A 25054-nucleotide genomic window follows, 5' to 3' on the forward strand; every position below is an offset into this window, starting at 1 on the left:
TCCCCGACCGGGAACCGGAGCTAACCTAATATTTGTTCTGACACTAACGGCGACGTTGGACAGCGTCAATCGCCGGATCCGGCAGGCTCGCCGAAGTAGACATCGATCATCTCGGCCAGGCCGCGGCTCACCGTGACATCGTCGGTGAGCGGGCCGGCGATCGCGGCTCGAGCCGCTTCACGCAACGTCAGGCCCTCGGCGGTCAGCCGGCCCGCCGCGATCAGCACCCGGGTCGAGGCGACCTCGCGCAGTCCCCCGGTTTCCAGGCGACGTATCGCCTGGCCGAAGCGGACCAACTCGGCGGACGTCGCGGGATCGACGCCGGCTTCATGCGCGACGATCTTCTCTTCGATATCGGCGGCGGGAAAGCCGAACTCGATGGCCACCATCCGCTGACGAGTGGAGTCCTTGAGATCCTTCAGAACGCTTTGATAGCCGGGGTTGTACGACACCACCAGCCCGAACCCAGGAGCGGCGTCGAGCGTCACGCCGAGGCGCTCGATGGGCAGTTGGCGCCGGTAGTCGGCGAGCGGGTGCAACACCACGGTCGTGTCCTGGCGGGCTTCGACCACCTCGTCCAGGTAGCAGATCGCACCTTCGCGCACAGCGCGGGTCAGCGGACCGTCAACCCAGACCGTCTCGTCACCCCGCAGCAGATAGCGGCCGACGAGGTCTGCGGTGGTCAGGTCGTCGTGGCATGCCACGGTGATCAGGGGGCGTCCGAGTTCATGGGCCATCGCCTCGACGAAGCGGGTTTTGCCGCAGCCGGTCGGACCCTTCAGGACCACCGAGAGGCCCTGGCGGTAAGCCGCCTTGAAAACCGCCTCCTCGTTTCCGACCGGCGTGTAGTAGGGACGGTTCATGGCCTCAGCCTGTGCATCGGACTGCGTGCCGTTCTGGTAGGCGAGCCCGAGTGCAGACCCTGTTGCAGATCCTGTCTCACTGGCCATCGCTTCCTCTCCTCACCCGCTCCGTTGCGGCTTCATCGCAGCCTAGCCGGAACAGATGTTTGTTTCAATCGTCAATTGCTTTCTTAGACAAAGCATCAGGGCTACAGTCAGGCCACGCTCCGTCGGACCTCGGCTGCGCGCAGGGCCGAACGGAACAACGGGCCGATCACGCCCGCCAGTTGGTCGGGGCGGGCGATCGTCGCATGCGCCGCACTGCCGAAAATTCTGCGCAACGAGGCGACGTCGGTGCTCGCGCCCACGGTCAGGCACACACAGCCGGTTCCCCGGCGCCGCGCCTCGGTCAGCGCGCGACGCGCGTCCGCAGCGCCGTAGGCGCGCTCGTACCCGTGGTCGTACGCCAGCCCATCGGACACCACGACGAGGAGTCGCCGCGAGGTGCCGCCGCGGGCCTCCAGCACCGCCGAGCCGTGGCGGATGGCAGCTCCCAGCCGTGAGTAAGCGCCGGGCTCGAGGCTGTTGAGCTTCTGGATCACCCTGGCGTCGAGATGGTCGTCGAACCGCTTGACCGGCACCATCGTCACGTCTTTGCGCCCTTGGGAGAAGTAGGCGAACAGCGCGACCCGATCACCAAGGTCGTGCAGCGCGACCGTCATGTTGGCCACCGCCTCTCGCTGCTGCTGATGCACGGAGCGCCCAGCCGTTCCCGGCTCGGCGGTAGAACCCGAAACATCGAGCAAAACGAGCACCGACAAGTCTCGGCGGCGGCGCAGGCTGTCGAGATAGACGGCCTCGTCCGGCACCGACCGGGCCCTCGCCTCCACCCGCGCCTCGATCGCGGCATCGATGTCGATGTCGTCGCCTTGAGACTGACGATGGCGGCGATGCAAACCCATCCCGAGCCGTGCGAGCGGCCGCCGCACGCCGATGGCCGTGTCGATGGCCTGTGCGGCGGATACCTTCAACCGCGGCTCGACCTCACGCACCGTGCACCAGTCCGGCCGGTAGCCCTTGCGGTCGACGTCCCACTCCGGATACCTGAGGCCGACCGATTCGATGTCGGCTCCATACTTTCCGTCCTCGGCCTCAGCAGAGGCCAACGACGACACCGCATTCGCTCCGCGCTTGCCCGAGTCGACGCGATGCGTCGGCGAATCGGCGCCAGGCGGTCCGCCACCGCTGCCGGTCTTCCGCACCGAGGACAACATCTTCTTCAGCCATTTGCCGATCGCTCCACCGCCGCCGACCGGGCTGGTGAACAGGTCCGGATCGCCGGTGTCGTCCACCTCACCGTCATCGAGTTCCTCGAGTGCCTGCTTGCTGTCGTGCCGTCGCGGGACGTGGCCTGGCGTCTCGTGGTCTACCTGCTGGACCGCACGGCTGCCGGCCGCCAGCACCTTCTTCGGGCGAATGACACCGAAAACACCAGGCGGATCGTCGACCACATCTTTTCCCAACGCGATAGACAATGACTTGGCCGCCGAATCGCTCCGGCCGCCGATGCCGCGGTCTGCCAATGCGCCGAGGACACCCGGCAGCAGCATGTCGTTGGCGAGAAGCGCGCGGTGCCCTTCGACGGCCAGATAGCGTTTAGCCACCCGCGGGTGGCGAACCATCGCTCCGACGACGTCCGCGGTCAGGCTCCCCGCGGCAATCAACGACGCCTGGACTGCCACTGATTCGAGTTGCTTGCGTACGGGCACCGAGGGATCCACGAACACGGTTTCACCGTCGGTCCACGACGGCTCCCCTGACTCGACGGGGGCCACTGCGACCGGGCGGCCGGCGAGCGCGGACGTCAGCAGGCCCAGTCCGAAGAATCGGTCCTCCTCGCCGCCGTCGGACACTCGACCACCTCCGCAACTCGCCGGGTTCCCACCGATTGACCAAATATCTGTTCCACCGTAGAGTTCGGCCCCACTGGCGTCAACAGAAAGTCCGTTGGGACGCGAATCAGCGGGGAGTGCAACATGATCGACTTCACCGGCCAGGTGGCCGTGGTGACCGGAGCCGGACGCGGACTGGGCCGGCTGTATGCCATCGATCTGGCTCGCCGGGGAGCGTCCGTGATCGTCAACGACCTCGGCGGAACCATGCACGGCGACGGCTCGGACGCCGCGGTCGCGGACCAGGTTGTCGAGGAAATCAAGCGGGCCGGCGGCCAGGCAGTCGCGTCCTACGATTCAGTGGACAGTCCCGAAGGCGGCCAGGCGATCGTCGACTCGGCGATGGAGAGATTCGGCCGGCTCGACGTCGTGGTCAGCAATGCGGGAATCTTCAACAGCATTCCGTTCGAGCAACTCGGCGCAGACGACTGGCGTCGCATGCTTCGAGTCCATCTCGACGGCGGCTTCTATCTGAGCCAGCCCGCGTACAAGGTGATGAAGCAACAGTCTTACGGCCGATTCGTTTTCATCTCCTCGTCGGCAGGCAATTTCGGCCAGCCGATGGAGGCACACTACGCGGCGGCCAAAACCGGACTTGTCGGCCTCTCCAACGTCATCGCCATCGAAGGTGCCGCGCACGGGATCAACTCCAACACCGTTTTGCCCACTGGCTTTTCACGGATGGTCACCGAGACCGTCGGCGACGAGAAGTTCCTGGCCGAGTCCGGCTTCATGCGAGCCATTCGACCCGAACTCGTCGTGCCTCTGGTGACCTTCCTCGCGAGCAGAAGCTGCACGTTCACCCACCGCAATTACTCGGCTTGCGCCGGCCGATACGCACGGGTCTTCGTGGGGTTGAGCGAAGGCTGGTTGGCCGGCGCGGAGGGTGAGCCCGCAGCAGAGGACATCGAGCAGCACCTGGAGGAAATATCCTCCACCGACACGTTCATCGTGCCGGACTCCATCGTCGACGAGGTTTTGCAGGTGTGCGACCGACGAGGAATCAGTGCCATGCCCGACAACGCCGATGTCGCCTTCCCGGAACCCCGCAGTGCGGGTGCCGATCGGTAGGATCGGTTCCCGGTTCCGTACCGGCGATGAAAGGAGCAGCGATGGCTGGCGCCGACGCCGTGGGACGGAACTCCAAACGCGGCCGTCCCGTGGGTAAGACGAGTCCGGGTGGTGCCAAGCTCAAAGCCGTCTCCGACTCGGCCTCGGTCGATCCCACGCGGCGCACCGAGATCCTCAAGACCGCAAACGCCGTCATCGCCACCACCGGCTTACGCAGCTCGCTGCAGCAGATCGCCGATGCGGCGGGCATCCTCGCGGGCAGTCTCTATCACCATTTCGAATCGAAGGAAGCCATCCTCGTCGAGCTGATCAGGCTTTATCACGCTGATCTGGATCGCATCGGCGAGGCCGCGCTGGAAAGCCTCGACGAACCCGACGCCCGCCCCGCCGCCGAGCAGATCACTGCACTCGGATGCGCCATCGCCCGGTGTGCGGTCGAACATCGGGCCGCCCTGCAGATGTCGTTTTTCGAGGGGCCGAGTAGTGACCCCCAACTCATCGAGTTGACTGCCCGCGAACCGTCGAAGATCCAGGCCGCCATGTTGCAGGCGCTTCGCGAGGGCCGCAGGAGCGGCGACATCCGTTCCGACATCGACCTTCCAACCCTCGCCGATCGACTCTGCCAGAGCATGCTGCACGTCGGCCTCGACGTGATCCGGCACAACTCCTCGACCGACGCAGTGGCGAAACTGAAGTGCCGGATAGCGCTGGAAGGCCTCGCCGCCGATCCCCCCTCCGATCGAGATCTGGATCGGTCCAATGCCTTCGCCGCGGCGGAAGCAGTCATCGAGAGTTGGGACGACACCGAGGACGACACCGACCTCAAGGCCGCCCATTTGCGCGCGGTGGCCCGCACGGAATTCGGCCGCCGCGGCTATGAGATGACGACCATCCGCGACATCGCATCCGCCGCGGGATTGGGTACCGGGACCGTCTACCGGATCATCGGCTCGAAGGACGAGCTGCTGATGTCGATCATGCTCGAATTCGGCCGCAAAGTCGGCGGCGCATGGACCGACATCGTCCACACGGACTCCACGACCGTGGAGAAGCTCGATGCGCTGAGCTGGCTCAACATCAACGCACTCGACCAGTTCCCCGACGAGTTCCGCATTCAGTTGGCGTGGCTGCGCCAATCGCCTCCGGACTCGGCCAATCCCGCATGGTCATTTGCCACCCGCATTCGCCAGATGAAAGCGCTTCTGTCCGAGGGGGTGCGAGCCGGCGAGATACACATCGACCGGGCAGGCGCGGACATGCTGACCCGGTGCATCATCGGCGAGCAGTGGATTCCGGAGAACATCCTTCAGAAGATCGGCACACGCTACGCATTGGTTCTCGCTCGGGACACCATATTGCGGGGCGTCGCCGTCCGTCGCTCCTGACGCCCACCGCGACCAGACACAAAACTGCCCATTTCGCCTTGAAAATAGGCAGGTTTGTGTCTGCTCGGCGGGAGAAAGTCAGCGGCGAGGCAACCCCAGCACCTGGGTGGCGATGATGTTGCGCTGGATCTCCGAAGTACCACCGGCGATGGTTCCGCCGAAGCTGCGCGCGTAGCGCTCGAACCAGCTGGAGAAGTAGTGGTCGAGGTTCATGTGTGCGTACGGACCCGACGTGGTCGGATGGATCAACCCGTCCGGGCCGGCCGCGGTGAGCGCGTTCTCGAACGCGTTGCGCTCGGCCTCGGAGCCGAACAGCTTGAGCACCGACACCGATGCGGTGTCCGCTTCGCCGCGTGAGGCCTTGGCCAGCGCCGCAGATCCCATGGCGCGCAAGGCCTGGTAGTCCATGATGGTGGTGGCGTACTGGTCGCGCTCCAACTCGGTGCGCGGATGAAAATCGGCCAGCATGTTGTCGATCCGGTCGGCGAAACCGAGCCACATCATGGTGCGCTCATGGCCGAGCGATCCGTTGGCCACTCCCCACCCGCCATTCAGCGGGCCGACCAGGTTCTCGGCCGGTACGCGGGCATCGGTGAAGAAGACCTCGTTGAAGTCCAGGTTCTCCTCGCCGGTCATGTCGGCGAACGGCCGGCACACGACACCAGGGGTGTCGGTCGGGATGATCAGTACGCTGATTCCCTTGTGCTTGGGCGCATCCGGATCGGTCCGCACGAAGGTCAGCAGGAAGTCGGCGTCGTGCGCGCCCGAGGTCCACACCTTCTGGCCGTTGACGACGAAGTAGGGCTCATCTGTATCCGAAACAAACTCAGCGCGCGTACGCAACGATGCCAAGTCCGAACCGGCGCTCGGCTCGCTCATGCCCAGTGAGGCGGTCTTCTCACCGCGCAGCACCGGCACGGCCCAGCGGTGCTTCTGCTCCTCGGTACCGAACGTGAGCAGTGATGCCGCAATGATGTTGACGCCCTGCGGGTTGAAGCTGTGGTAGATCCGGCGGCGGCACAGCTCGTCGAGGTGGACGAAGGTCTGCACCACGGTGGCGTTGCGTCCGCCGAACTCGGGCGGCTGGGCGGGAAGCAGCCAACCGTTGTCGAACAGCAACCGCTGCCAGTCGCGGGCCCACTGCGGCATGTGCGACACCGAACGGGGTCGCTCCAGGGTGTCGGCTTCAGAAGGCAGATTGGCGTCAAGGAATGCGGAGAACTCTGCGCGGAACTCCTCGACATCGGCGTCGTATGTCAGCTGCATGTCACAGTCCCCTGTAGGTCGTGCGGTACTCGGCGGCGATCACGGCTCGGTGCTCGGCGGCGCCGCCCAGGAGCAGCTCGCCGGCCTTCGCTCGCTTCAGCGCGAACTGCACGTCGTTCTCCCAGGTGAACCCCATCCCACCGAACAACTGCACGCCGTGGCGGAACACCACGGTCTGGCACTCCCCCGCCGCCGCCTTGGCCATCCTCGCCGCCAGTCGGCGCCGCGGATCGTCGGCGGCGATCGTCAGCGCGGCGAAATAGGCCAGCGCACGGGCTCTTTCGATGGCCACGTGCATGTCGACGGCCTTGTGCTGCACCGCTTGGAACGTCCCGATCGCCACGCCGAACTGCTGGCGCTGCTTCACATGTTCGAGGACGAGATCCAGCGTCCGCTGGCAGGCACCAACCATGGTGATGGCCAAACCGGTCAGGGCTAGATGGTGCGCCTTCTCGGTATCCACTGGAGCCTTTTCGCTCCTCGCGTGCGCGGTCACACGGTCCGCGTCGTCGACGTGCACGTTGTCGAAGGACACGTCGGCCACGTGCAACACCGGATCGAAGATCGAGCTGCGAACGACGGACGCTTTGGCCGCGTCGACCAGGAACACTCCACCGTCGGTCACCACGGCCAGGTTCTGCGCCCGGTCACCGTCGAGAACGTGATGCGCCGTTCCGGACAGCACCCAACCGGTGGCATCCCGGTTGGCCGTCACACCGCTGTACACCGCGGCGCCGGCCTTGGCCGCGTCGAACCGGTCCCCCGCCAGCGGCGCGTACTGGGTCATGGTCGCCAGATAGGGCGTCAGATCGGTGGCCCGGCCGAGTTCTTCGAGCACGATGGCCAATTCCACCGCATTCTCGGGGTCGGTGAGCTCCGTCCAGCCCTGGTCGATATAGCTCTGCCACAACGGTGTCGGGTCGACACCCTGTTCGGCCACTTCACGGACCAGCGTGGCCGGGCATTGCTTGGTCACCGCGTCACGCACGGTTTCCTGCCATAGCCGCTGATCGGCATCGAATTCGAGTAGCACCCGCCGCCTCCTGCTGCACTGTCGCGTCGAGAGGAGAATAGCATTCTCTTTCTATGGCGAACCCTTCTCCTCCAGCAAGTATCTATTCTCCACAACAGCGCGCTGTGCGGGTGATCAGCACTGGCGCTTACCTGCGACAAAGAGGCGCGACGGTCCGAGAACTATGTTCTTGCCATAGAAGAATATGGATCTAGACTGGCTGTGAGGTCCGGCGCAACAGCACGCCGCCATAGGCCCGTGCACAGCTCGTTCCGGACGAACATCGGAGGACAGTCTTGGCCATAGAGCAAACCGACGGCACACGAGTACCGGTCATCGATGCGAGCGTGCACATATTCGTCCGGTCGAACAAGGACCTGCGGCAGAACTTCCTGAAGGAACCGTTCGCCAGCCGTGGCTTTCCCGATTACGAGATGAACTGGTACGGCGCACCGGGCGGCGAGTACGCCAAGGACACCAAGGGGCCCGACCGCCAGTACCCCGGCTCCGATCCGGACATCGCCGCCCGGCATCTGTTCGCCGACCGAGGCGTCGACATCGCGATCCTGCACCCGATGACCCGGGGCATCATGCCCGACCGTCACCTCGGTTCCGCGCTGGCCGCCGCACACAACGAAATGATGGTGACCCGTTGGCTCGAGCACGACGAACACGGCGAGCGGTTCCGCGGCACCATCCGGGTCAATCCGGACGACATCGCCGGTGCACTGCGTGAGATCGACAAATACAAGGACCACCCGCGCGTGGTGCAGATCGGCATTCCGATGCAGTCCCGTGAACTCTATGGGAAGCCGCAGTTCTGGCCCCTGTGGGACGCAGCCGCCGCGGCGGGCCTGCCGGTTGCCGTACACATCGAGGGCGGGTCGGGCATCCAGTTCGCGCCGACACCCTCGGGCAAGACCCGAACCTACGAGCAGTACCTCGGATTCATGGCGCTCAACTACATCTATCACCTCATGAACATGATCGCCGAGGGTGTGTTCGAGCGAACGCCCACACTGAAATTCGTCTGGGCGGACGGCGCCGCGGATATGTTGACCCCGTTCATGTGGAGGATGGATTGCTTCGGTCGCCCTCACCTCGAGCAGACCCCGTGGGCACCCAAGATGCCCAGCGATTACTTGCCCGGGCACGTCTACTTCGTCCAGGGCGCCCTCGACGGTCCGGGTGACACCGAGTTCGCCGGCGAGTGGTTGACCTTCACCGGCAAGGAAGACATGTTGATGTTCGGCTCCAGCTATCCACATTGGCAGCTCAACGAGCCGGAGGTCCCCAGCGCGTTCAGCACCGAACAGCGCGACAAGTTGTTGTGGCGCAACGCCGCAGAGCTTTACCGGCTGGAGCGCGACCTCACCGGGCTGGTCCCATCGTCCGCAGTCGCGGCGCAGTAGGCATTCGAGGGAGGCACAGTAGATGTCCGTCACAACTCACCCCCGGGTGCCCGCGGCCGAGCGGATCGCGGTTCGATGCGTCGACTCCGACGTCCACCCCATGCCGCGGCGCGGCGAGCTGATCGAGTACATCCCTGAACCGTGGCGCAGCAAGTACTTTCTGAGCCACAAGGTAGGCGAGCAGATCTACTACGACGCACCGGATTACGCACATGCCTACGCCATGCGCGTGGACGCGTTCCCGCCGGATGGCGAATTCGCCTGCAGCGACCCCGACATGGCGCTGCGTCAGCTCGTCATGGAGGCCGGCTCCGATATCGCCATCCTGGAGCCGACCCACACCGAGAGCCGCCTCGGCGAAGCCACTGCCGCCTACTGCACGGCGGTCAACCATTGGCTGGCCGACAAATGGTTGGACTCCAACAACAACTGGCATGAACGGTGGCGGGGGTCCATCTGTGTAGCCATCGAAGAGCCCCAGACCGCGGTTGCCGAAATCGAGCAGTGGGCTGAACACCCGTACATGGCACAGGTTCTGATGAAGGCCGAGCCCCGACCGTCATGGGGCGATCCGAAGTACGACCCGATCTGGGCCGCGGCCACCAAGCACGACATCACGGTGAGCTGTCACTTGTCCCGTGGCGAGTACGAGACGCTTCCCACTCCCCCGGTCGGGTTGCCCAGCTACAACCACGACTTCATGGTGAGCTACTCGCTGCTGGCGGCCAACCAGGTGATGAGCCTGATCTTCGACGGAGTTTTCGACCGGTTCCCGACGCTGCGGGTGGTGTTCGTCGAGCACGCGTTCACCTGGATCCTGCCGTTGATGTGGCGCATGGACGCCATCTACGCGGCACGCAAGGGCTGGATGGACATCAAGCGCAAGCCGAGTGAATACGTCAAGGACCACATCAAGTTCACCACCCAGCCGCTGGACTACCCCGAGGACAAGACCGAGCTGTCACGGGCCTTCGAGTGGATGGAGTGCGACAAGATCCTGCTGTATTCCAGCGACTATCCGCACTGGACGTTCGACGATCCCCGCTGGCTGGTCAAGCACCTGCCCGAGCACGCGCGGGAGGCCATCATGTTCCGCAACGGTATCGAAACCTACAAGCTGCCAGAGACCGTTCCGGCCCTCGAGGGACAGGTGCGGGTGTTCTGATGAGCGAGCCCGAGAAGCGCCCCCGACTCGCGCAGGGACGCGAGCACGTCGTCGCCAACGTCGATGAAATCCCGCCTGGCACACACAAGCTCGTACCGATCGGCCGTCACGGCGTCGGTGTGTACAACGTCAACGGCACCTTCTACGCCATCGCCAACTACTGCCCGCACGAAGGCGGTCCGCTGTGCTCGGGCCGCGCCCGTGGCCGCACGGTGGTCGATGAGTTGGTACCGGGCGACGCGGTGATGGTGCGCGACAAGGAGTTCATCTACTGCCCCTGGCACCAATGGGGTTTCGAGCTGGCGACCGGCACCACCGCGGTGAAGCCGGAATGGAGTATCCGCACATACCCGGTCCGTGTGGTTGGAGAAGAAGTACTGGTGATGGCATGACTGAGCTTACAAAGGATTCGTCGACCATGACTGACCTGGTTTTGGATGGGCCCGAACTCAAGCCGGGCGAGAAGAGCATGGAGATCAACGGCGGCAGCGTCGTCTACGAAATCCTCGGCGACAAAGGCGATTTCATCGCCCTTACCCCCGGCGGCAGGTTCAGTAAGGACATTCCGGGGCTACGACCTTTGGCGGAAGCGCTGGTCGAGGGCGGCTACCGGGTGCTGCTGTGGGACCGGCCCAACTGTGGTCGCTCCGATGTGCAGTTCTACGGTCAGAGTGAATCGCATATGCGTGCCGAGACGCTCTACAAGCTGATCACCGCCCTCGAGATCGGTCCGTGCTTCATCCTCGGCGGCTCCGGCGGCGCCCGGGACTCGATGCTGACCACCATGCTCTATCCCGAGATCGTGCGAAAGCTGGTGGTGTGGAACATCGTCGGCGGCGTGTACGGGTCATTCGTGCTCGGCGGTCATTACATCACCCCGAGCATCCTCGCGGTACGCGGACTCGGCATCGAGGGGTTGCTCAGCGTGCCGGAATGGCGCGAACGGATCGCGGAGAACCCGGCGAACCGGCAGCGCCTGCTCGATCTCGATGCCGACGAGTTCCTCAAAGTCATGCTGCGGTGGCTCAACGCGTTCGTGTCGAAGCCCGGCCAGACCATCCCCGGCGTGCCCGACGAGATGTTCGACAACATCACCGCTCCCACCCTGATCATCCGTGGCGGCGAGAACGACTGGGATCACCCCAAGCGCACTTCGCTCGAAGTCAGTTGTCTGATCAAGGGTTCCGAGCTGATCGATCCGCCCTGGCCCGAGGATGCCTGGGAACGGGCGGGTGAGAGGTTCGCGCAGAGCGGAGGCAAGACGTTCTGCCTGTTCGACACCTGGGTGCAGGCCGCCCCCGCCATCATCGATTTTCTGAGGTCGGCGTGAACGTGGTGCCGGCTGTGGACGTCTCAAACCGTCCGGATGTGCACCTCGCAGTTCAGCGAAGCCTCCAGGGCGGTGTGGATGCGGCTTTCCGGGATGCGGGAAAGGTCGGCCTTGTCCAGGGTCACCGTCACCACGTCCCAACCTTCGGAGTCGACCGTCCGGCTGATGTCGCCCGAGAGGCCGAACCCGGCCAGCACACCGCGAACGTCCTCATCGGTGCCGCGGCTGACGAAGGTGACCACGCCCGCCGCGGGCGTGGTGCCAAACGCCTTGGCGCACAGTTCCATCGCGACGGACTGCAGCTCCGCTGCGTGGTCGCCGGCGATCAGCACCTCGACCTCGCGGCGATGCGCGGGCAGTTCGGCGAGCTGATTGTCCAGCACCTCGGCCCCACGTTCACCCAGCAACTCACGGAGCGTTGCCATGCCGTCGGATAGCTGCTCCGCACCGAGCTCGCCGGCCGGGTCGACTCCGACGCGCACCACCGCAGTTCTCATGCCGGTAAGCCTAACCGGGGACGGGAAGTGACCATGACAGCCGAACTCACAGTCGCGGTATGGCCGGGGATCACCCCGCGCCTGCTCCGCGACGGGCCGGAAAGCCTCGATGAGTATCAGCGGGCCGGGGGCTATGGCGCACTTGCCGATTCGGATCATCTACTGGCCGAAGTGCAGGCCAGTGGATTACTCGGCCGGGGCGGTGCAGCCTTTCCGTTGGCGGTGAAGCTGCGGACGGTGCGCGACAACGGGCGCCGAGCCGCCGGAGATGCCGGCACCGTGGTTATCGCCAATGGCGAGGAGGGCGAGCCGGCTTCGATCAAGGACCGCTGGTTGCTGCGCAATCGCCCGCACGCCGTGCTCGATGGACTGCGGCTGGCCGCCGGGATCGTCGGGGCCGACCGCGCCGTGGTTTACGTATCGGATCCGGCTGCCGCCGAAAGTGTCGAGTGCGCGCTCGATGAACTCGTCGGTGCGCTGCCTGGTGTGGCGATCGAATTACTCACCGTCGCACCGGGTTATGTCGCGGGCGAGGAGACCGCCGCCGTGCATGTGGTCAACGGTGGGCCGGCCAAGCCGACCGACAAACCTCCGCGCCCCTTCGAGGAGGGAGTCGCCGGCAAACCGACGCTGATCAGCAACGTCGAGACACTGGCCCACCTGGCCTACCTGAACCAGCACGGGGCGCAGACGTTCCGGGAACTGGGCACAGAGGCCTCCCCCGGCACCTTCCTGGCCACGATCACCGGCGCCGGACGCGTGCCCGCGCTCTACGAACTGCCGCACGGTATCGCGTTCGCCGATCTCCTGACCCTGCACGGGGTGTCCACCGACAGCGTTCGCGGTGCGCTGATGGGCGGGTATTTCGCCGGGCTGGTCAACCGGGACATCGTCGGCGCCACGCTGGATCACGAGTCCGTATGCGCACTCGGCAGTGGTTTGGGCTGCGGCGCGATCGGCATCCTCACCGACGACTGCCCGGTGGCGGTCGCAGCCTCGGTGCTGGCCTACTTCGACCGGGAGAACGCGGGCCAGTGCGGTTCGTGCTTCAACGGGACCGCCGCGATGGCAGCGGTGGCCGCCGGCCTGCGTGACGGGCTGGCCGGTCAGGAAGATCTGGACCGGCTCAAGCGATGGTCGGTGGTCCTACGCGGCCGCGGCGCCTGCGCGACGCTCGACGGCGCGGCCAACGTGGCGGCCAGCCTGCTGGCCCAGTTCCCCGATGACGTGCAGCGTCACCTCGAAAATGGCTGTCAGGCCTGCCGATCCGGCGCATTCAGCGCCACGCGGCCGTACGAAGTGGAGTCCCTGGAGGCGGTGGTCTCGGTATGAAGGTCAAGCTAGATCGCACCATGTGTGATGGCTTCGGATTGTGCGCCAAGCACGCACCGGAGTATTTCCCGCTCGACGACTGGGGCTACGCCGCACTGCAGGGCGACGGCAACATCCCGGACGCCGACGAGGCCGCGGTTCGGCGTGCCCTCCTCGACTGCCCGGTCCACGCGATCATCGAGTTGAAAGACACGCGCGTCGCGCACGAGGCGGGCTGAGCCCGGAACGCTGGATCACCTATCACGCAAACTGGTAACGTGATTCTCCAGTTGGAATAACCTGCTTACCACCGGAGTCGAATTGTCACAGATACCGGGACGTCCACTCCCGACGGTTACCACGCTCAACGAGTACTTCTGGACTGCCGGCGCCGACGGCGTACTGCGGATCCAGGAGTGCCGGGACTGCAGCGCCCTCATCCATCCGCCGCAGCCGGTCTGCCGATACTGCCGCAGCCACAACATGGGTGTACGCGACGTGTCCGGACGTGGCTCGCTGGCCGGGTTCACGGTCAACCACCGGTTCGGCTTCCCCGATCTGCCGCCGCCGTATGTGGTGGCCGAGGTCGCCATCGCCGAGGATCCCCGGGTGCGGTTGACCACCAACGTCGTCGACTGTGATTCCGAGGACCTCAAACTCGGCATGTCGATGGAAGTCGACTTCCAGCACATCGAGGATGTCTGGCTGCCGGTGTTCAAGCCGTCGGCTGACACCACGTCCACCCCGATGGTCGCCGAGCCGATCGCGCCCCAGGATGTGGCCAAGTACGTCCGGCCGATGCTGACCAAGGAGAAGTTCGAGGACCACTCGGCCATCACCGGCATCGGCATGTCCACGATCGGCCGCCGGCTGATGGTCCCGCCGCTGTCGTTGACCATCGAGGCCGCCGAAAAGGCGGTCGCCGACGCCGGTTTGACGTTCGATGACATCGACGGTCTGTCCACCTACCCGGGACTCGATATCGCCGGCATGGGCGAAGGCGGGGTGAGCGCGCTGGAAGGTGCGCTCGGACTGCGGCCGACCTGGATCAACGGCGGTATGGACACCTTCGGTCCCGGCGGCTCGGTGATCGCGGCAATGATGGCCGTGGCCACCGGGATGGCCCGGCATGTGCTGTGCTTCCGCACGCTGTGGGAGGCCACATTCGGGCAGCTGGTCAAGGAGGGCAAGGCCTCACCCCCGATGGGCGGCCGGACCAACAGCTGGCAGCAGCCGTTCGGCTCGACCTCCGCGGCACACACATTGGCGCAGAACGCCGGTCGCCACTTCGACCGGTACGGCACGACCCGGGAGACGCTCGGCTGGATCGCGCTCAACCAGCGCGCCAATGCGGCGCTGAACCCGACGGCCATCTACCGTGATCCGCTGACAATGGACGACTATCTGTCGGCCCGCATGATCACCACGCCGTTCGGCCTCTACGACTGTGACGTGCCGTGCGACGGCGCGGTGGCCGTCATCGTCTCGGCGATAGACACTGTCGCCGACCGCCCGAAACCGCCGATCCTGTTCGAAGCGGTGGGCACCCAGATCGTCGAACGGCTCGACTGGGATCAGACCACCCTGACCCACGAACCACAGGTGCTGGGCCAGAGCGCACATATGTGGACACGAACCTCTTTGCGCCCCAGCGATGTCGACGTCGCCGAGCTGTATGACGGGTTCAGTTTCAACTGTCTGTCCTGGCTGGAAGGCCTGGGCTTCTGCGGCATCGGAGAATCCAAGGACTTCCTCGAGGGCGGTCACAACATCGCCCGCGACGGCGTCATTCCGCTCAACACCCACGGTGGACAGCTCTCGCACGGCCGCACGCACGGGATGGGTCTGATCCACGAGGCCGTCACCCAGCTGCGCGGCGAGGCCGGCGAACGCCAGGTCAAGGATGCACGCGTGGCGGTGGCCAGCAGTGGAGGTCTGACACCGAGCGGCGTGCTGCTGATGCGCCGGGGCGACTAGGTCATGAACAAGGCCGATCCGCACCCCAGGGTGGTGATGGTCGACGGCGTCCCGATGTCGGCCTTGGTCGCCGAGTCCACTGACCCGAGGGCCGTCGTCGTCGCGTTGCACGGCGGTGCCACCACATCGGCCTACTTCGATTGCCCCGGCCATCCGGAACTGTCACTGCTGCGCAGCGCTGTCGCCCATGGCTACACCGTGATCGCACTGGATCGCCCCGGCTACGGCGCCTCGGCGGCCTACCCGGATGCCATGGCACGCCCCGAGCAGCGGGCCGCCCTGGCGTTCGGCGCAATCCAGCGCATCGCCGGAGAAACGGATGTGTTCCTGCTGGGTCATTCGATGGGGTGCGAGCTGGCGTTGCACCTGGCTGTGCAGCGGCCAGAGGTACTCGGCGTTTCACTGGCCGGCACCGGTCGCCGGTATCACCCGGCCGCGCAGGAACTGCTCAAAGATGCTTCGCCCCAACAACGGCCGCGCGGCCTGCGCGAGCTGCTGTGGGAGCCGGCGCGGCTGTACCCGCCTGATGTCATCGGCGCCGGATTGTCCGCGGGCGGCACCGCCTACGAAGGCGACGTCATCAAAACCTGGGCGCGGCAGGAATTCCCGGCGCTGGCCGGGAAGACGACAGTTCCGGTGCAGTTCCTCGCCGGCGAGTACGAGAACGTCTGGGAATCCGATCCCGAGGCGCTGGACGCCATCGGTGCGATGTTCACCGTCTCGCCGCGGGTGGAGACCGGGGAACTCGCCGACAGCGGTCACAACCTCAGTGTGGGGCTGACCGCCCCCGACTATCACCGCAAGGTGTTGTCGTTTGCCGATGAGTGCGTAACCAAGGCGCCCGCAGCGCTTGAGAAAACCAATGTGGAAGTGGAGGCAGGTTGATGCGAGTCGGATTTATCGGGCTGGGCAGCCAGGGAGCGCCGATGGCCCGGCGAATCGCCGAAGGCGGCTTCGAGACCACACTGTGGGCACGGCGCCCGGCATCCCTGGAACCGTTCGCCGACACCGCGGCGAAGTCCGCAGGCTCCCCCGCCGAACTGGCTGCCGCCAGTGATCTGGTCTGCCTGTGTGTGGTCGGTGACGACGACGTCCGGCAGGTGCTCGACGGCGAAAACGGTGTGCTGGCCGGACTGGCACCGGGTGGCGTCGTCGCCATCCACTCGACAGTGCACCCCGACACCTGTCGCGAGATCGCCGAAAAGGCTGCCGAACAGGGCATTTCCGTCATCGATGCCCCGGTGAGCGGTGGCCAGCCCGCCGCCGACGCCGGCACCTTGCTGGTGATGGTCGGCGGCGACGAAGAGGTCGTCGAGCGGGTGCGCCCGGTGTTCGCCACGTACGCCGACCCGATCGTGCACCTGGGTGGGGTCGGCGCCGGGCAGGTCGCCAAGATCCTGAACAACCTGCTGTTCAGCGCCAACCTCGGCGCCGCCATGAGCGCCCTGGAACTCGGTGAGGCACTGGGGGTTCCACGTCAAGCGCTGTGCGAGGTGATCTCCCGCGGTTCGGCCACCAGCAAGGCACTCAACAGCATCGCGATGTTCGGCGGCACCCTGGACAACCTGGCGCCGATCGCCGGTGCGCTGCTACAGAAAGACTGCCGGCACGCGGCGAGCCTGGCCGATGATGCCTCGGCCCCACAGGGGGCAGTGTTTGATGCCGCCGACAACGCCCTGGCCATCATGAACCACCCCCGCTGATGCGCGTAGGTTTCATCGGCGCAGGCCGGATGGGCGCTCCGATGGTGCGCCGCCTGGCCGAGGCCGGGCACCAGGTGCAGGCCCTCGGGCGCGACGACGAAAAACGCACTGCGGTGGCCGAACTCGGTGCGGAGCCGGTGGACTCCTCGCGCGCGGCTGTCGCCCGCGCCGACGTGACGATCGTGTGCGTGTTCACCGACGAGCAGGTGCGCGATCTCTGCCCGAACCTGATCGACGAGATGCCGGAGGGTTCGGTGCTTGTGCTGCACACCACGGGCAGCCCCCGCACCGCCGAGGCTCTCGCCGAACGCGCAGCCGCACGCGGCATCGCTGTCGTCGACGCTCCGGTCAGCGGTGGACCGCACGACATCGCGGCCGGGACCATCACGGTGTTCGCCGGCGGCGACGACGATGCGGTGGTCCGCGCCCGCGAGGTGATCGCCTCCTACGCCGATCCGGTGTTGCACGTCGGTCCGGTCGGAGCCGGGCAGCGGGTGAAGCTCGTGAACAACGCGTTGTTCGCCGCGCAGATCGGCGCCGTGGCCGAGGGCGTACGCCTGGGCGATCGACTGGGTATCGACGAGGCGACACTGCTGACCGCACTGACTCATGGCAGCGCGGCGAGCCGCGCGCTGGGCGGTATCGCCGCCACCGGCTCGGCCGACGCATTCATCGCCCGGGTCGGTGAGTTCATCGGCAAGGACGTGGCGGTGGTCCGCAGAACAGCCTCTGAACTGGACAGTGACCTCGGCCGACTCGAAGGTCTGCTCGACGCCGCGCTCCAGTGATCCCGCTGGACATCCCGACCTGATCAGCACGCATTTCGTGCTTTTCAAACTATCTCAAACGGACTACTGTTAGCGTTACAGTTCCATAGTTTCCCGTAACGTGTCACAACACTTCCGGCCCAGCCCGCCGCGAAGGAGGAGCCCGCCAATGACCAAGGCCCAGGTGGTTTTCGATCCGTTCTCCGAGGAGTTCTTCAACAACCCGTTCGACATGTACCGGCAGATGCGCGAAGACGCGCCCCTGTACTACAACGAAGACTCCGACTTCTACGCCCTGACTCGGCATGAGGACGTGGCGGCTGCGTTGAAGGACCACGAGGCCTTCTCCTCGTCGCGCGGCTGCGATCTGGCCATGGTGCAGAGCGACGAGCCGCCGCAGAAGTCGATCATCTTCATGGACCCGCCGGATCACCGGCACATGCGCAGCCTGCTGAACAAGGCGTTCACTCCCCGCATGATCCAGTCCCAGCGCGACACCGTCGTCGAACAGATCGACCATCACCTCCGGTTGATCGACTCCGACGAGTTCGATGTCGTCCAGGACTTTTCGGGCCCGTTCCCGGTCGAGGTCATCACCCGCATGGCCGGGGTCGAGCCCGAGTACCGCCAGCAGGTCCGGCACTGGATCGACACCAGCCTGTCCCGTGAGCCCGGACAGATGGTCACCTCCGAGGCCGGAATGCAGGCCAACATCGACACCGGTATCTACTACTACGGGCTGGTGCAGAAGCGTCGCGAAAACCCGCAGGACGACATGATCAGCCGGCTGATCGCCGCGGAGATACCCGGCGAGGACGGCCAGATGCGTCGCCTCGATGACATCGAGATCACCGGATTCGCCACGCTTCTCGGTGGAGCCGGGGCCGAGACCGTCACCAAACTCGTCGGCACCGCGATGGTGCTGTTCGCGCGTAATCCCGAGCAGTGGCAGAAGCTGCTCGATGACCGGGACAAGGTCCCGGCCGCTGTCGAGGAATTGCTGCGCTACGAGGGGCCGGTGCAGTACAACGTGCGGTACACCCTCAAGGAAGCCCACGTGCCCAGCGGCACCATTCCGGCAGGCAAGGCGGTGTTTCTGATCAGCGCGGCGGCCAACCGCGATCCCGACGCGTTCACCGATGCCGACTCGTTCGACATCGACCGTGATCGCACCGAGGCCCAGAACCTGGGGCTGGGCTACGGAATCCACAGTTGTCTCGGGGCGGCGCTCGCCAGGATGGAGAGCGTTGTCGCCATTGAGAAGCTGCTCGACTTCATGCCGCGTTACGAAGTGAAATGGGATCAGCTGAAGCGCGTTCAGATGCAGAACGTCGCGGGCTATTCCAATGTGCCGGTGAGGGTTCTGCGCTAATGGCAAAGAAGGTTCAAGTCGACTTCGAGATCTGCGAGAGCAACGCAGTCTGCATGGGTCTCGCCCCCGAGGTGTTCGACCTCGACGATCAGGATTATCTACACATCCTGCAAGAGGATGTGACGCCCGAGAATGAGGCGCTGATCCGCGAAGCGGTGCGTCAGTGCCCCCGGCAGGCCATTTCGATCACCGACGAGTAGCCCGTGCGATTCGTCTTCGTACACGGCGGTTTTCATGCGGCCTGGTGCTGGGAGCGCACCATTGCCGAGGTGCAGAGCCTGGGTCACGACGGCGTCGCCGTGGACCTGCCCGGACATGGTGCGCGGCTGGCCGAGGAATCAACGCTGGCCAACCGGCGTGCCGCGATTCTCGAGATCATGCAGCCGGGCGATGTGCTGGTGGGACATTCGGGCGGTGGATTCGACGCCACCCTCGCTGCCGATGCCGCCCCGGAACTGGTGGGCCACATCGTCTATCTAGCTGCAGCGTTGCCACGGGAGGGCAGGACATATCCCGAGGCGATGGCCATGCGCTCGGCCGACGATTCGCTCGACGGTGACTTCGATGCGGATGTCGGTGAGATGCTGAGCTATCTGCATTTCGACGACGAAGGCGCGATGCATTTCGCGGACTTCGACGGCGCGTGGCGCTACTTCTACCATGACTGCGACGAGGCAACTGCCCGTTGGGCTTTCGAGCGTCTGGGGCCGGAGCGGTTCGGTGATACCACGGTCACACCGGTGTCGGTGCCGCAGTTCTGGTCGGCCGATCTGCCTCGCAGTTTCATCCGTTGTCTGCAGGACCGCTCGATGCCGCAGTGGCTGGCCGACACCGTGACACAACGGCTCGGTGTCGAGCAACTGAGCATCGACGCGTCGCATTCACCGTTTTTGAGCCGACCGCGCGAACTGGCCGAGCTATTGGTGCACGCGACGACGACCACACCGGTCGCCGCGCTGACGCCGGCATAAGCCACACCGCTGCGCCGCTTTCGACACCGGTAGAGCGGGCTAAGCCGCGATGACTGTCTTGCCGAACTTCTCGGTGGCCTCCAGCGCATGGGCCAGGCTGTCGCCAGGAAGCGTCACGTGCAGCCAGGTCACGCCCAGCGCCGCGAGCTTGTCCACGCCGGCCAGGTACGCGTCGGCATCGAAGTCGTCGTCGCCGGGGCTGCCGCCCTCGAAGTTGTTGAACACGATGTCGATTCCGTCCGGATCGCGACCGGCCGCGGCCAGCCGGGCCCGCAGGTCCTCGATACCGGAGGCCAAGGCATCCAGCGAGTCGATCGCCGCAGTGCCCGCAGTCTTGGCCAGGCCTGGCGGCGCGGCGAACGGGCACCAGCCGTCGCCGTGCTTGGCCACCCGCGCCCGTGCGGCAGAGGTGTTGCCGCCGACCCAGATCGGCGGATGAGGGCTTGCCGCCGGCCGGGGGTGCGCGGTGATACCGCGGGCGCTGAAGTTCTTACCCTCATAGCTGTAGTCGTCCGTGGTCCAGATCCCGCGGATGACTTCGAGTGCCTCGTCGAACAGCACGGCACGGTCGTCGTAGGACACCCCGAGCGCGGCGAATTCCCGCTTGAGATAACCCACTCCGACGGCCAGGGTGAACCGTCCGCCCGACAGGACGTCCAGGGTGGCCCCGGATTTGGCGACCACGAAGGGGTTTCGGTAGGGCAGCACCACGATGTTGGGCACCAGGCGCAACGTCGTGGTGTGTGCCGCCGCGAATGACATGGCCACGAACGGATCGACCGCGTCGTGTCCGCCGGCATCCAGCCAACGTTGTGACGGCGCCGGATGGTCGGTGAAGCCGAATCCGTCGAAGCCCGCCTTCTCGGCCGCAGCCGCTACTGCGGCAATCCCGCTGCCACTCACCAGATCCGGATGATATGGGTGAGTGTGCATCGGATGGGTGATGCTGTAGCGCACTGCGACCGACCCGGTCAGGAGGGGAAGCCGGAGAGGATGACGCCGTTGCACTCCGCGGCACCTTGGCGGACCTTGGCTGCCGCTTGGTAGGCGTCGGAGTAGTACCACTCGCGCGCGGCGTCGACGGACTCGAACTCCAGCACGACGGTCTGGGTGCCGTGCCAGGAACCCTCGATCACTTCCGGCTTCTGGTCGACGGCCACGATCTTGGCGCCGCCCATCGCCTTCGACGCCAGCTTGGCGTACTCACCCATGCCGGCCGGATCCTTGATGTCCTCGGTGATGACGACGTAGCCCTTAGAAGCTCCAGATGCCATTACGAATCTCTTTCTCTAGTTGTCGATTTCGCTGATCGCCCGTTCCGGGCAGTTCTCTATCGCCTCGCGTGCCGCACCTTCGAGTCCGTCTGGGACATCCTCGGGATCTGCGACCGCCCAACCATCGTCCGACATCTCGAAGACGTCGGGGCACAGCGTCAGACACATGCCGTGGCCGGCACAACGATCCTCGTCGACCTTGACCCGCATCAGCTGTCGAACTCCAGGTGCAGCTCGGTCAGGCCGCGCAGGATGAAGGTTGGGATGTAGTTGTAGCGCCGGTCGCCGTCCGAACCGTGATTGGCCTCGGAGATCCGGATATCGGTGGTCCGGTCCAACAACCGCTCGATACCGACCCGGGTTTCGGCACGCGCCAGCGGAGCACCGGGGCAGCTGTGGATGCCACGTCCGAAAGCCAGGTGCTGGCGGGCGTTCTTGCGCGCCGGGTCGAAGGTGTCGGGATCGGAGAAGCGCCGCGGATCGCGGTTGGCCGCACCGTTGAGCACCATCAACGTGGTCCCGGCACTCAATTCGGTGTCACCGATGGTCACGGGGCAGCGCGACAGCCGGAAGTCGCCCTTCACCGGGCTTTCGATCCGCAACGCCTCTTCGATGAAATTCGGGATCAGGCTGCGGTCGGCTCGGAGCCGCTGCTGGATCTCCGGTTGTTCGCACATGATCTTCAATGCGGTGCTGAGCAGGCGCACCGTCGTCTCCTGCCCGGCCGAGAAGACGTTGGTCGCCACCCGTGCGACGTCGCCGACATCGGGGATGCTGCCGTCGGGGAAGGTGGCCTCGGCCAACCCGGTCAGGACGTCGTCGCGTGGGTTGGCGCGACGGTCGGATACGTAGTCGGAGAACTGACCGTAAAGGAACTCCAGCGGGCTGTGGGACAGCGATTCCTTGCTGGTGCTGCCGACGCCGCCGCCGGAATTCTGCTTGATGCCGTTTACGAAGGCTTCACGGTCATCCTCCGGGATACCGAGCAGGTCGGCGATCACCAACAACGTGAACGGGCCGGCGAAGCCCTTGATGAACTCTCCCCCACCGGGCGCGAGGTAGCTGTCGAGCACTTCGTCGGCCAACTGCCACATGGCGTCCTCGTTCTCCTTGAGGCGCTTGGGCGTGATCAGCCGCATGAGCAGCGAGCGATGATCGGTATGGGTGGGCGGATCCAGTGTCGGCAGCTGATCGCTGAACGGCAACTCGTCGCGATGCTTGTCGATGAGCTCGGTGACTTCTTCGGCGCTACGCCCTTCCAACGGGACCGGGAAACCCGGGAAGGGCCCGGTGACCGAAAGGCAGGACGAAAAGGTCTCCTCGTCGTTGTAGACCTGAACGGCCTCGTCCCAGCCGGTCACCATGGTGACGTTGTAGAGATCCTCGCGAGTGACCGGGCACTTGTTCCGCAGGGCCTCGAAGAAGGGGTACGGATCATCGACCAATCGTTCATCGCGGAAAAAATCGATACCGGTTGGGTCGATCGCCATCTGCTGCTCCCGTTCCAGCCACACATATGAGAATGCGGCTCTCATCTATGAATAGCAGATTTCCATAGCGTCGGTTGGCCGTCAACGTCGGCCCCGACCGAACTGCGGCGAGCGACAAGAATCGGATTCTCACCCGCTTCGCCGAGCGTCGGTCCCTGGCGCAACACGCCGCCGTCGGTCACCCTCGCCTCAGCGGCGATAGTTAGACATACGTCAACTATTTCCAACGGCTCAACCCGCTGCTACAGTGCCGATATGCCCAGAACAGCGGCTGCCGACACTGCTGACAGCAGTCAACGCCGCGCTTCGTTCCAACGGGCCCGCTCACACCAGACCAAGCGCGACCTGGTGCAGGCGGCGATGGCGCTCTGGCGGACCAACGGATACGCCAAGACCACGGTCGCTGACATCTGCCGTGCCGCAGGTGTATCGAGGGCCCTGTTCTACTTCTATTTCCCAGCCAAAGAGGATGTGCTGTTCGAGGTTGGCCTGACCTCCACCCGACTGGCACAGAAGCGGGTCAAGTCGATGCTGGTCGGCGATTACGACGTCATGGCCGTCATCGCCGAGGCACTGCGCAGCCTCGAACGGTCGATGGCGCGCAACCCTCCCGAGCTGATCGTCGAGACCATCCTGGAGGGCTACCGGCACGAACACCGGATCCTGGCCGGCGACGTCGACCCGGACACACAGGATGCCGACATGTTCGGCGAGTTGTTCGCGCGCGCCCAGGCCGACGGCAAGCTGGGCGCCCACGTCGACGTGACGCACCTGTCTCGGCTGGCGCAGATCCTCGTCAGCGAGGGCGTCCGGCACTGGGCCGGGGGCAGCTTCGGCGCCCGCTCCTTCACCGACGTCGTCGCACGTGACATCGGCGCACTGATCACCGGCTCCAACACACCCAACAACTAGATCGGAGGACCCCCGATGGCGTGGGATTTCGAGACCGACCCCGAGTATCAGGAATTACTGGACTGGGCCGACAACTTCGTGACCGAGCAGGTCGAGCCGCTCGACCTGGCCTGGCCGCACCTGCAGTTCACCCAGCTGGAGGGCAAGCGTCGGGAGGCGATCGATCCGCTCAAGGCGCAGGTGCGCGAAAAGGGTCTGTGGGCAACGCATCTCGGACCAGAACTCGGTGGACAGGGCTACGGACAGCTGAAACTAGCCCTGCTCAACGAGATTCTCGGTCGCTCGCAATGGGCACCGATCGTGTTCGGCTGCCAGGCCCCCGATACCGGAAACGCCGAGATCATCGCGCATTACGGGACCGAGGACCAGAAGAAGCGGTACCTGCATCCGCTGCTCGAGGGTGAATTGTTCTCCTGTTATTCGATGACCGAACCGCACGCCGGCGCAGACCCGACGCTGTTCACCACCAGCGCGGTACGCGACGGGGACGACTGGGTGATAAACGGATGGAAATTCTTCTCCTCCAACGCCGCAACCTCGTCGTTCCTGATCGTCATGGTGGTGACAAATCCAGAGGTCAGCGCCTACCAGGGCATGTCGATGTTCCTGGTGCCGACCGACACTCCTGGCGTCAAGATCGTGCGCAACGTCGGCCTCTACGGCGAACGGGACAACGAGGGCTCGCATGCTCTCATCCACTACGACAACGTCCGAGTGCCTGCCGAGGCACTGCTGGGCGGTGAGGGCCAAGCCTTCGTGATCGCCCAGACCCGGCTGGGCGGCGGCCGGATCCATCACGCCATGCGGACAATCGGCCTGGCGCAGAAGGCGCTGGACATGATGTGCGAACGCGCGCTCAGCCGAGAAACTCAGGGCAGCCGCCTGTCCGACAAGCAGTTCGTCCAGGGCTACATCGCCGATTCCTACGCCCAGTTACTGCAATTCCGGCTGATGGTGCTGTACACCGCGTGGGAGATCGACAAGTACAACGACTACAAGAAAGTCCGCAAGGACATCGCCGCGGTCAAGGTGGCCATGCCCACCGTGCTGCACGACATCGCCTGGCGGGCAATGCAGGTCCACGGCGCGCTCGGCGTCACCAACGAAATGCCTTTCCTGGGCATGGTCACCGGCGCCGCGGTGATGGGATTGGCCGACGGTCCGACCGAGGTGCACAAGACCACCGTGGCCCGGCAGGTGTTGCGCGACTACCAGCCGACCACCGACACCTGGCCCACCGAATGGATACCGCGCAAGCGCGAGGCGGCGAAGGCGAAGTTCGCCGAATATCTTGAGGCCGAGGTGGGCAACCTGTGAGCGAGATAGATACTGCGCGCCTCGCCGA

General features: G+C 65.2%; 26 protein-coding genes. 17 read left to right on the plus strand and 9 right to left on the minus strand.

Features of this window, described 5'->3' with window-relative positions:
- Positions 1-65: 65 nt before the first annotated feature.
- A complete protein-coding gene (locus ACZY08_RS25215; protein WP_463747504.1) occupies positions 66-863 on the minus strand; it encodes an AAA family ATPase in 798 nt (265 codons plus the stop codon).
- Between the two features lie 194 nt (positions 864-1057).
- Positions 1058-2755 carry a nitric oxide reductase activation protein NorD gene (locus tag ACZY08_RS25220; protein ID WP_463747340.1) on the minus strand — a complete coding sequence of 566 codons (1698 nt, stop codon included), beginning with the start codon at positions 2753-2755 and terminating at the stop codon, positions 1058-1060.
- Positions 2756-2878: 123 nt separating this feature from the next.
- On the opposite strand from ACZY08_RS25220, the gene ACZY08_RS25225 reads away from it, so the two are divergent.
- Together ACZY08_RS25225 and ACZY08_RS25230 are read left to right on the plus strand one after the other, a co-directional pair.
- Positions 2879-3865: an SDR family NAD(P)-dependent oxidoreductase gene (locus ACZY08_RS25225; protein WP_463747341.1), complete on the plus strand. Its 987-nt coding sequence runs from the start codon at positions 2879-2881 to the stop codon at positions 3863-3865.
- 41 nt (positions 3866-3906) lie between these two features.
- Positions 3907-5250, plus strand: coding sequence for a TetR/AcrR family transcriptional regulator (locus ACZY08_RS25230; protein ID WP_463747342.1), 1344 nt, complete (start codon positions 3907-3909; stop codon positions 5248-5250).
- Between the two features lie 78 nt (positions 5251-5328).
- Here ACZY08_RS25230 and ACZY08_RS25235 read toward each other — a convergent pair whose 3' ends face one another.
- Together ACZY08_RS25235 and ACZY08_RS25240 are read right to left on the minus strand one after the other, a co-directional pair.
- Positions 5329-6516 (minus strand): acyl-CoA dehydrogenase family protein, encoded by a 1188-nt coding sequence (locus ACZY08_RS25235; RefSeq protein ID WP_463747343.1) that lies wholly within the window; start codon positions 6514-6516, stop codon positions 5329-5331.
- A 1-nt stretch (position 6517) separates the two neighbouring features.
- Positions 6518-7549, minus strand: a complete 1032-nt coding sequence (locus tag ACZY08_RS25240; RefSeq protein ID WP_463747344.1) for an acyl-CoA dehydrogenase family protein — start codon at positions 7547-7549, stop codon at positions 6518-6520.
- A 275-nt stretch (positions 7550-7824) separates the two neighbouring features.
- Here ACZY08_RS25240 and ACZY08_RS25245 point away from each other — a divergent pair, with 275 nt between their 5' ends.
- Genes ACZY08_RS25245 through ACZY08_RS25260 form a run of 4 tightly spaced genes read left to right on the plus strand, consistent with a single transcriptional unit; the run spans position 7825 to position 11435 of the window.
- Positions 7825-8940, plus strand: coding sequence for an amidohydrolase family protein (locus ACZY08_RS25245; RefSeq protein WP_463747345.1), 1116 nt, complete (start codon positions 7825-7827; stop codon positions 8938-8940).
- 22 nt (positions 8941-8962) lie between these two features.
- Positions 8963-10105 (plus strand): amidohydrolase family protein, encoded by a 1143-nt coding sequence (locus ACZY08_RS25250; protein ID WP_463747346.1) that lies wholly within the window; start codon positions 8963-8965, stop codon positions 10103-10105.
- The gene (locus tag ACZY08_RS25255; protein WP_463747347.1) at positions 10105-10497 is read left to right on the plus strand and encodes a Rieske (2Fe-2S) protein; all 393 of its coding nucleotides are present in this window, start codon (positions 10105-10107) and stop codon (positions 10495-10497) included. The genes ACZY08_RS25250 and ACZY08_RS25255 overlap by 1 nt, the downstream gene beginning before the upstream one ends.
- 26 nt (positions 10498-10523) lie before the next feature.
- Complete coding sequence (locus ACZY08_RS25260; RefSeq protein ID WP_463747505.1) at positions 10524-11435, plus strand: alpha/beta fold hydrolase; 912 nt, start codon at positions 10524-10526, stop codon at positions 11433-11435.
- A 23-nt stretch (positions 11436-11458) separates the two neighbouring features.
- Here the strand turns inward: ACZY08_RS25260 and ACZY08_RS25265 are convergent, their stop codons facing one another.
- Positions 11459-11932, minus strand: a complete 474-nt coding sequence (locus tag ACZY08_RS25265) for a hypothetical protein (protein ID WP_463747348.1) — start codon at positions 11930-11932, stop codon at positions 11459-11461.
- 33 nt (positions 11933-11965) lie between these two features.
- On the opposite strand from ACZY08_RS25265, the gene ACZY08_RS25270 reads away from it, so the two are divergent.
- The 9 genes from ACZY08_RS25270 (at position 11966) to ACZY08_RS25310 (ending at position 20033) form a co-directional block, all read left to right on the plus strand.
- Complete coding sequence (locus ACZY08_RS25270; RefSeq protein WP_463747349.1) at positions 11966-13264, plus strand: NADH-ubiquinone oxidoreductase-F iron-sulfur binding region domain-containing protein; 1299 nt, start codon at positions 11966-11968, stop codon at positions 13262-13264.
- The gene (locus ACZY08_RS25275; RefSeq protein WP_463747350.1) at positions 13261-13482 is read left to right on the plus strand and encodes a ferredoxin; all 222 of its coding nucleotides are present in this window, start codon (positions 13261-13263) and stop codon (positions 13480-13482) included. The genes ACZY08_RS25270 and ACZY08_RS25275 overlap by 4 nt, the downstream gene beginning before the upstream one ends.
- 82 nt (positions 13483-13564) lie before the next feature.
- Positions 13565-15220 (plus strand): thiolase C-terminal domain-containing protein, encoded by a 1656-nt coding sequence (locus ACZY08_RS25280; protein ID WP_463747351.1) that lies wholly within the window; start codon positions 13565-13567, stop codon positions 15218-15220.
- A 3-nt stretch (positions 15221-15223) separates the two neighbouring features.
- Complete coding sequence (locus tag ACZY08_RS25285) at positions 15224-16105, plus strand: alpha/beta fold hydrolase (protein ID WP_463747352.1); 882 nt, start codon at positions 15224-15226, stop codon at positions 16103-16105.
- Positions 16105-16923: an NAD(P)-dependent oxidoreductase gene (locus ACZY08_RS25290; RefSeq protein ID WP_463747353.1), complete on the plus strand. Its 819-nt coding sequence runs from the start codon at positions 16105-16107 to the stop codon at positions 16921-16923. The genes ACZY08_RS25285 and ACZY08_RS25290 overlap by 1 nt, the downstream gene beginning before the upstream one ends.
- Positions 16923-17711, plus strand: coding sequence for an NAD(P)-dependent oxidoreductase (locus ACZY08_RS25295; protein WP_463747354.1), 789 nt, complete (start codon positions 16923-16925; stop codon positions 17709-17711). Before ACZY08_RS25290 ends, ACZY08_RS25295 begins: the two co-directional genes overlap by 1 nt.
- A gap of 148 nt (positions 17712-17859) precedes the next feature.
- Complete coding sequence (locus ACZY08_RS25300) at positions 17860-19062, plus strand: cytochrome P450 (protein WP_463747355.1); 1203 nt, start codon at positions 17860-17862, stop codon at positions 19060-19062.
- Complete coding sequence (locus tag ACZY08_RS25305) at positions 19062-19262, plus strand: ferredoxin (RefSeq protein WP_463747356.1); 201 nt, start codon at positions 19062-19064, stop codon at positions 19260-19262. Before ACZY08_RS25300 ends, ACZY08_RS25305 begins: the two co-directional genes overlap by 1 nt.
- 3 nt (positions 19263-19265) lie before the next feature.
- Entirely contained in the window at positions 19266-20033 is a 768-nt protein-coding gene (locus ACZY08_RS25310; RefSeq protein ID WP_463747357.1) for an alpha/beta fold hydrolase, read from the plus strand.
- 39 nt (positions 20034-20072) lie between these two features.
- Here ACZY08_RS25310 and ACZY08_RS25315 read toward each other — a convergent pair whose 3' ends face one another.
- Genes ACZY08_RS25315 through ACZY08_RS25330 form a run of 4 tightly spaced genes read right to left on the minus strand, consistent with a single transcriptional unit; the run spans position 20073 to position 22797 of the window.
- Positions 20073-20990: an LLM class F420-dependent oxidoreductase gene (locus ACZY08_RS25315; protein ID WP_463747506.1), complete on the minus strand. Its 918-nt coding sequence runs from the start codon at positions 20988-20990 to the stop codon at positions 20073-20075.
- Between the two features lie 14 nt (positions 20991-21004).
- Positions 21005-21307, minus strand: coding sequence for a DUF1330 domain-containing protein (locus ACZY08_RS25320; RefSeq protein WP_463747358.1), 303 nt, complete (start codon positions 21305-21307; stop codon positions 21005-21007).
- 15 nt (positions 21308-21322) lie between these two features.
- Entirely contained in the window at positions 21323-21517 is a 195-nt protein-coding gene (locus ACZY08_RS25325; protein ID WP_463747359.1) for a ferredoxin, read from the minus strand.
- The gene (locus ACZY08_RS25330; protein ID WP_463747507.1) at positions 21517-22797 is read right to left on the minus strand and encodes a cytochrome P450; all 1281 of its coding nucleotides are present in this window, start codon (positions 22795-22797) and stop codon (positions 21517-21519) included. The genes ACZY08_RS25325 and ACZY08_RS25330 overlap by 1 nt, the downstream gene beginning before the upstream one ends.
- A 255-nt stretch (positions 22798-23052) precedes the next feature.
- On the opposite strand from ACZY08_RS25330, the gene ACZY08_RS25335 reads away from it, so the two are divergent.
- On the plus strand, positions 23053-23709 hold the full coding sequence (locus tag ACZY08_RS25335; RefSeq protein WP_463747360.1) for a TetR/AcrR family transcriptional regulator: 657 nt from the start codon (positions 23053-23055) through the stop codon (positions 23707-23709).
- A 15-nt stretch (positions 23710-23724) separates the two neighbouring features.
- Positions 23725-25026, plus strand: coding sequence for an acyl-CoA dehydrogenase family protein (locus tag ACZY08_RS25340; RefSeq protein WP_463747361.1), 1302 nt, complete (start codon positions 23725-23727; stop codon positions 25024-25026).
- The last annotated feature ends 28 nt before the right edge of the window (positions 25027-25054 follow it).

The sequence above is a fragment of the Mycobacterium sp. IDUB_9 genome (genome assembly GCF_055419505.1).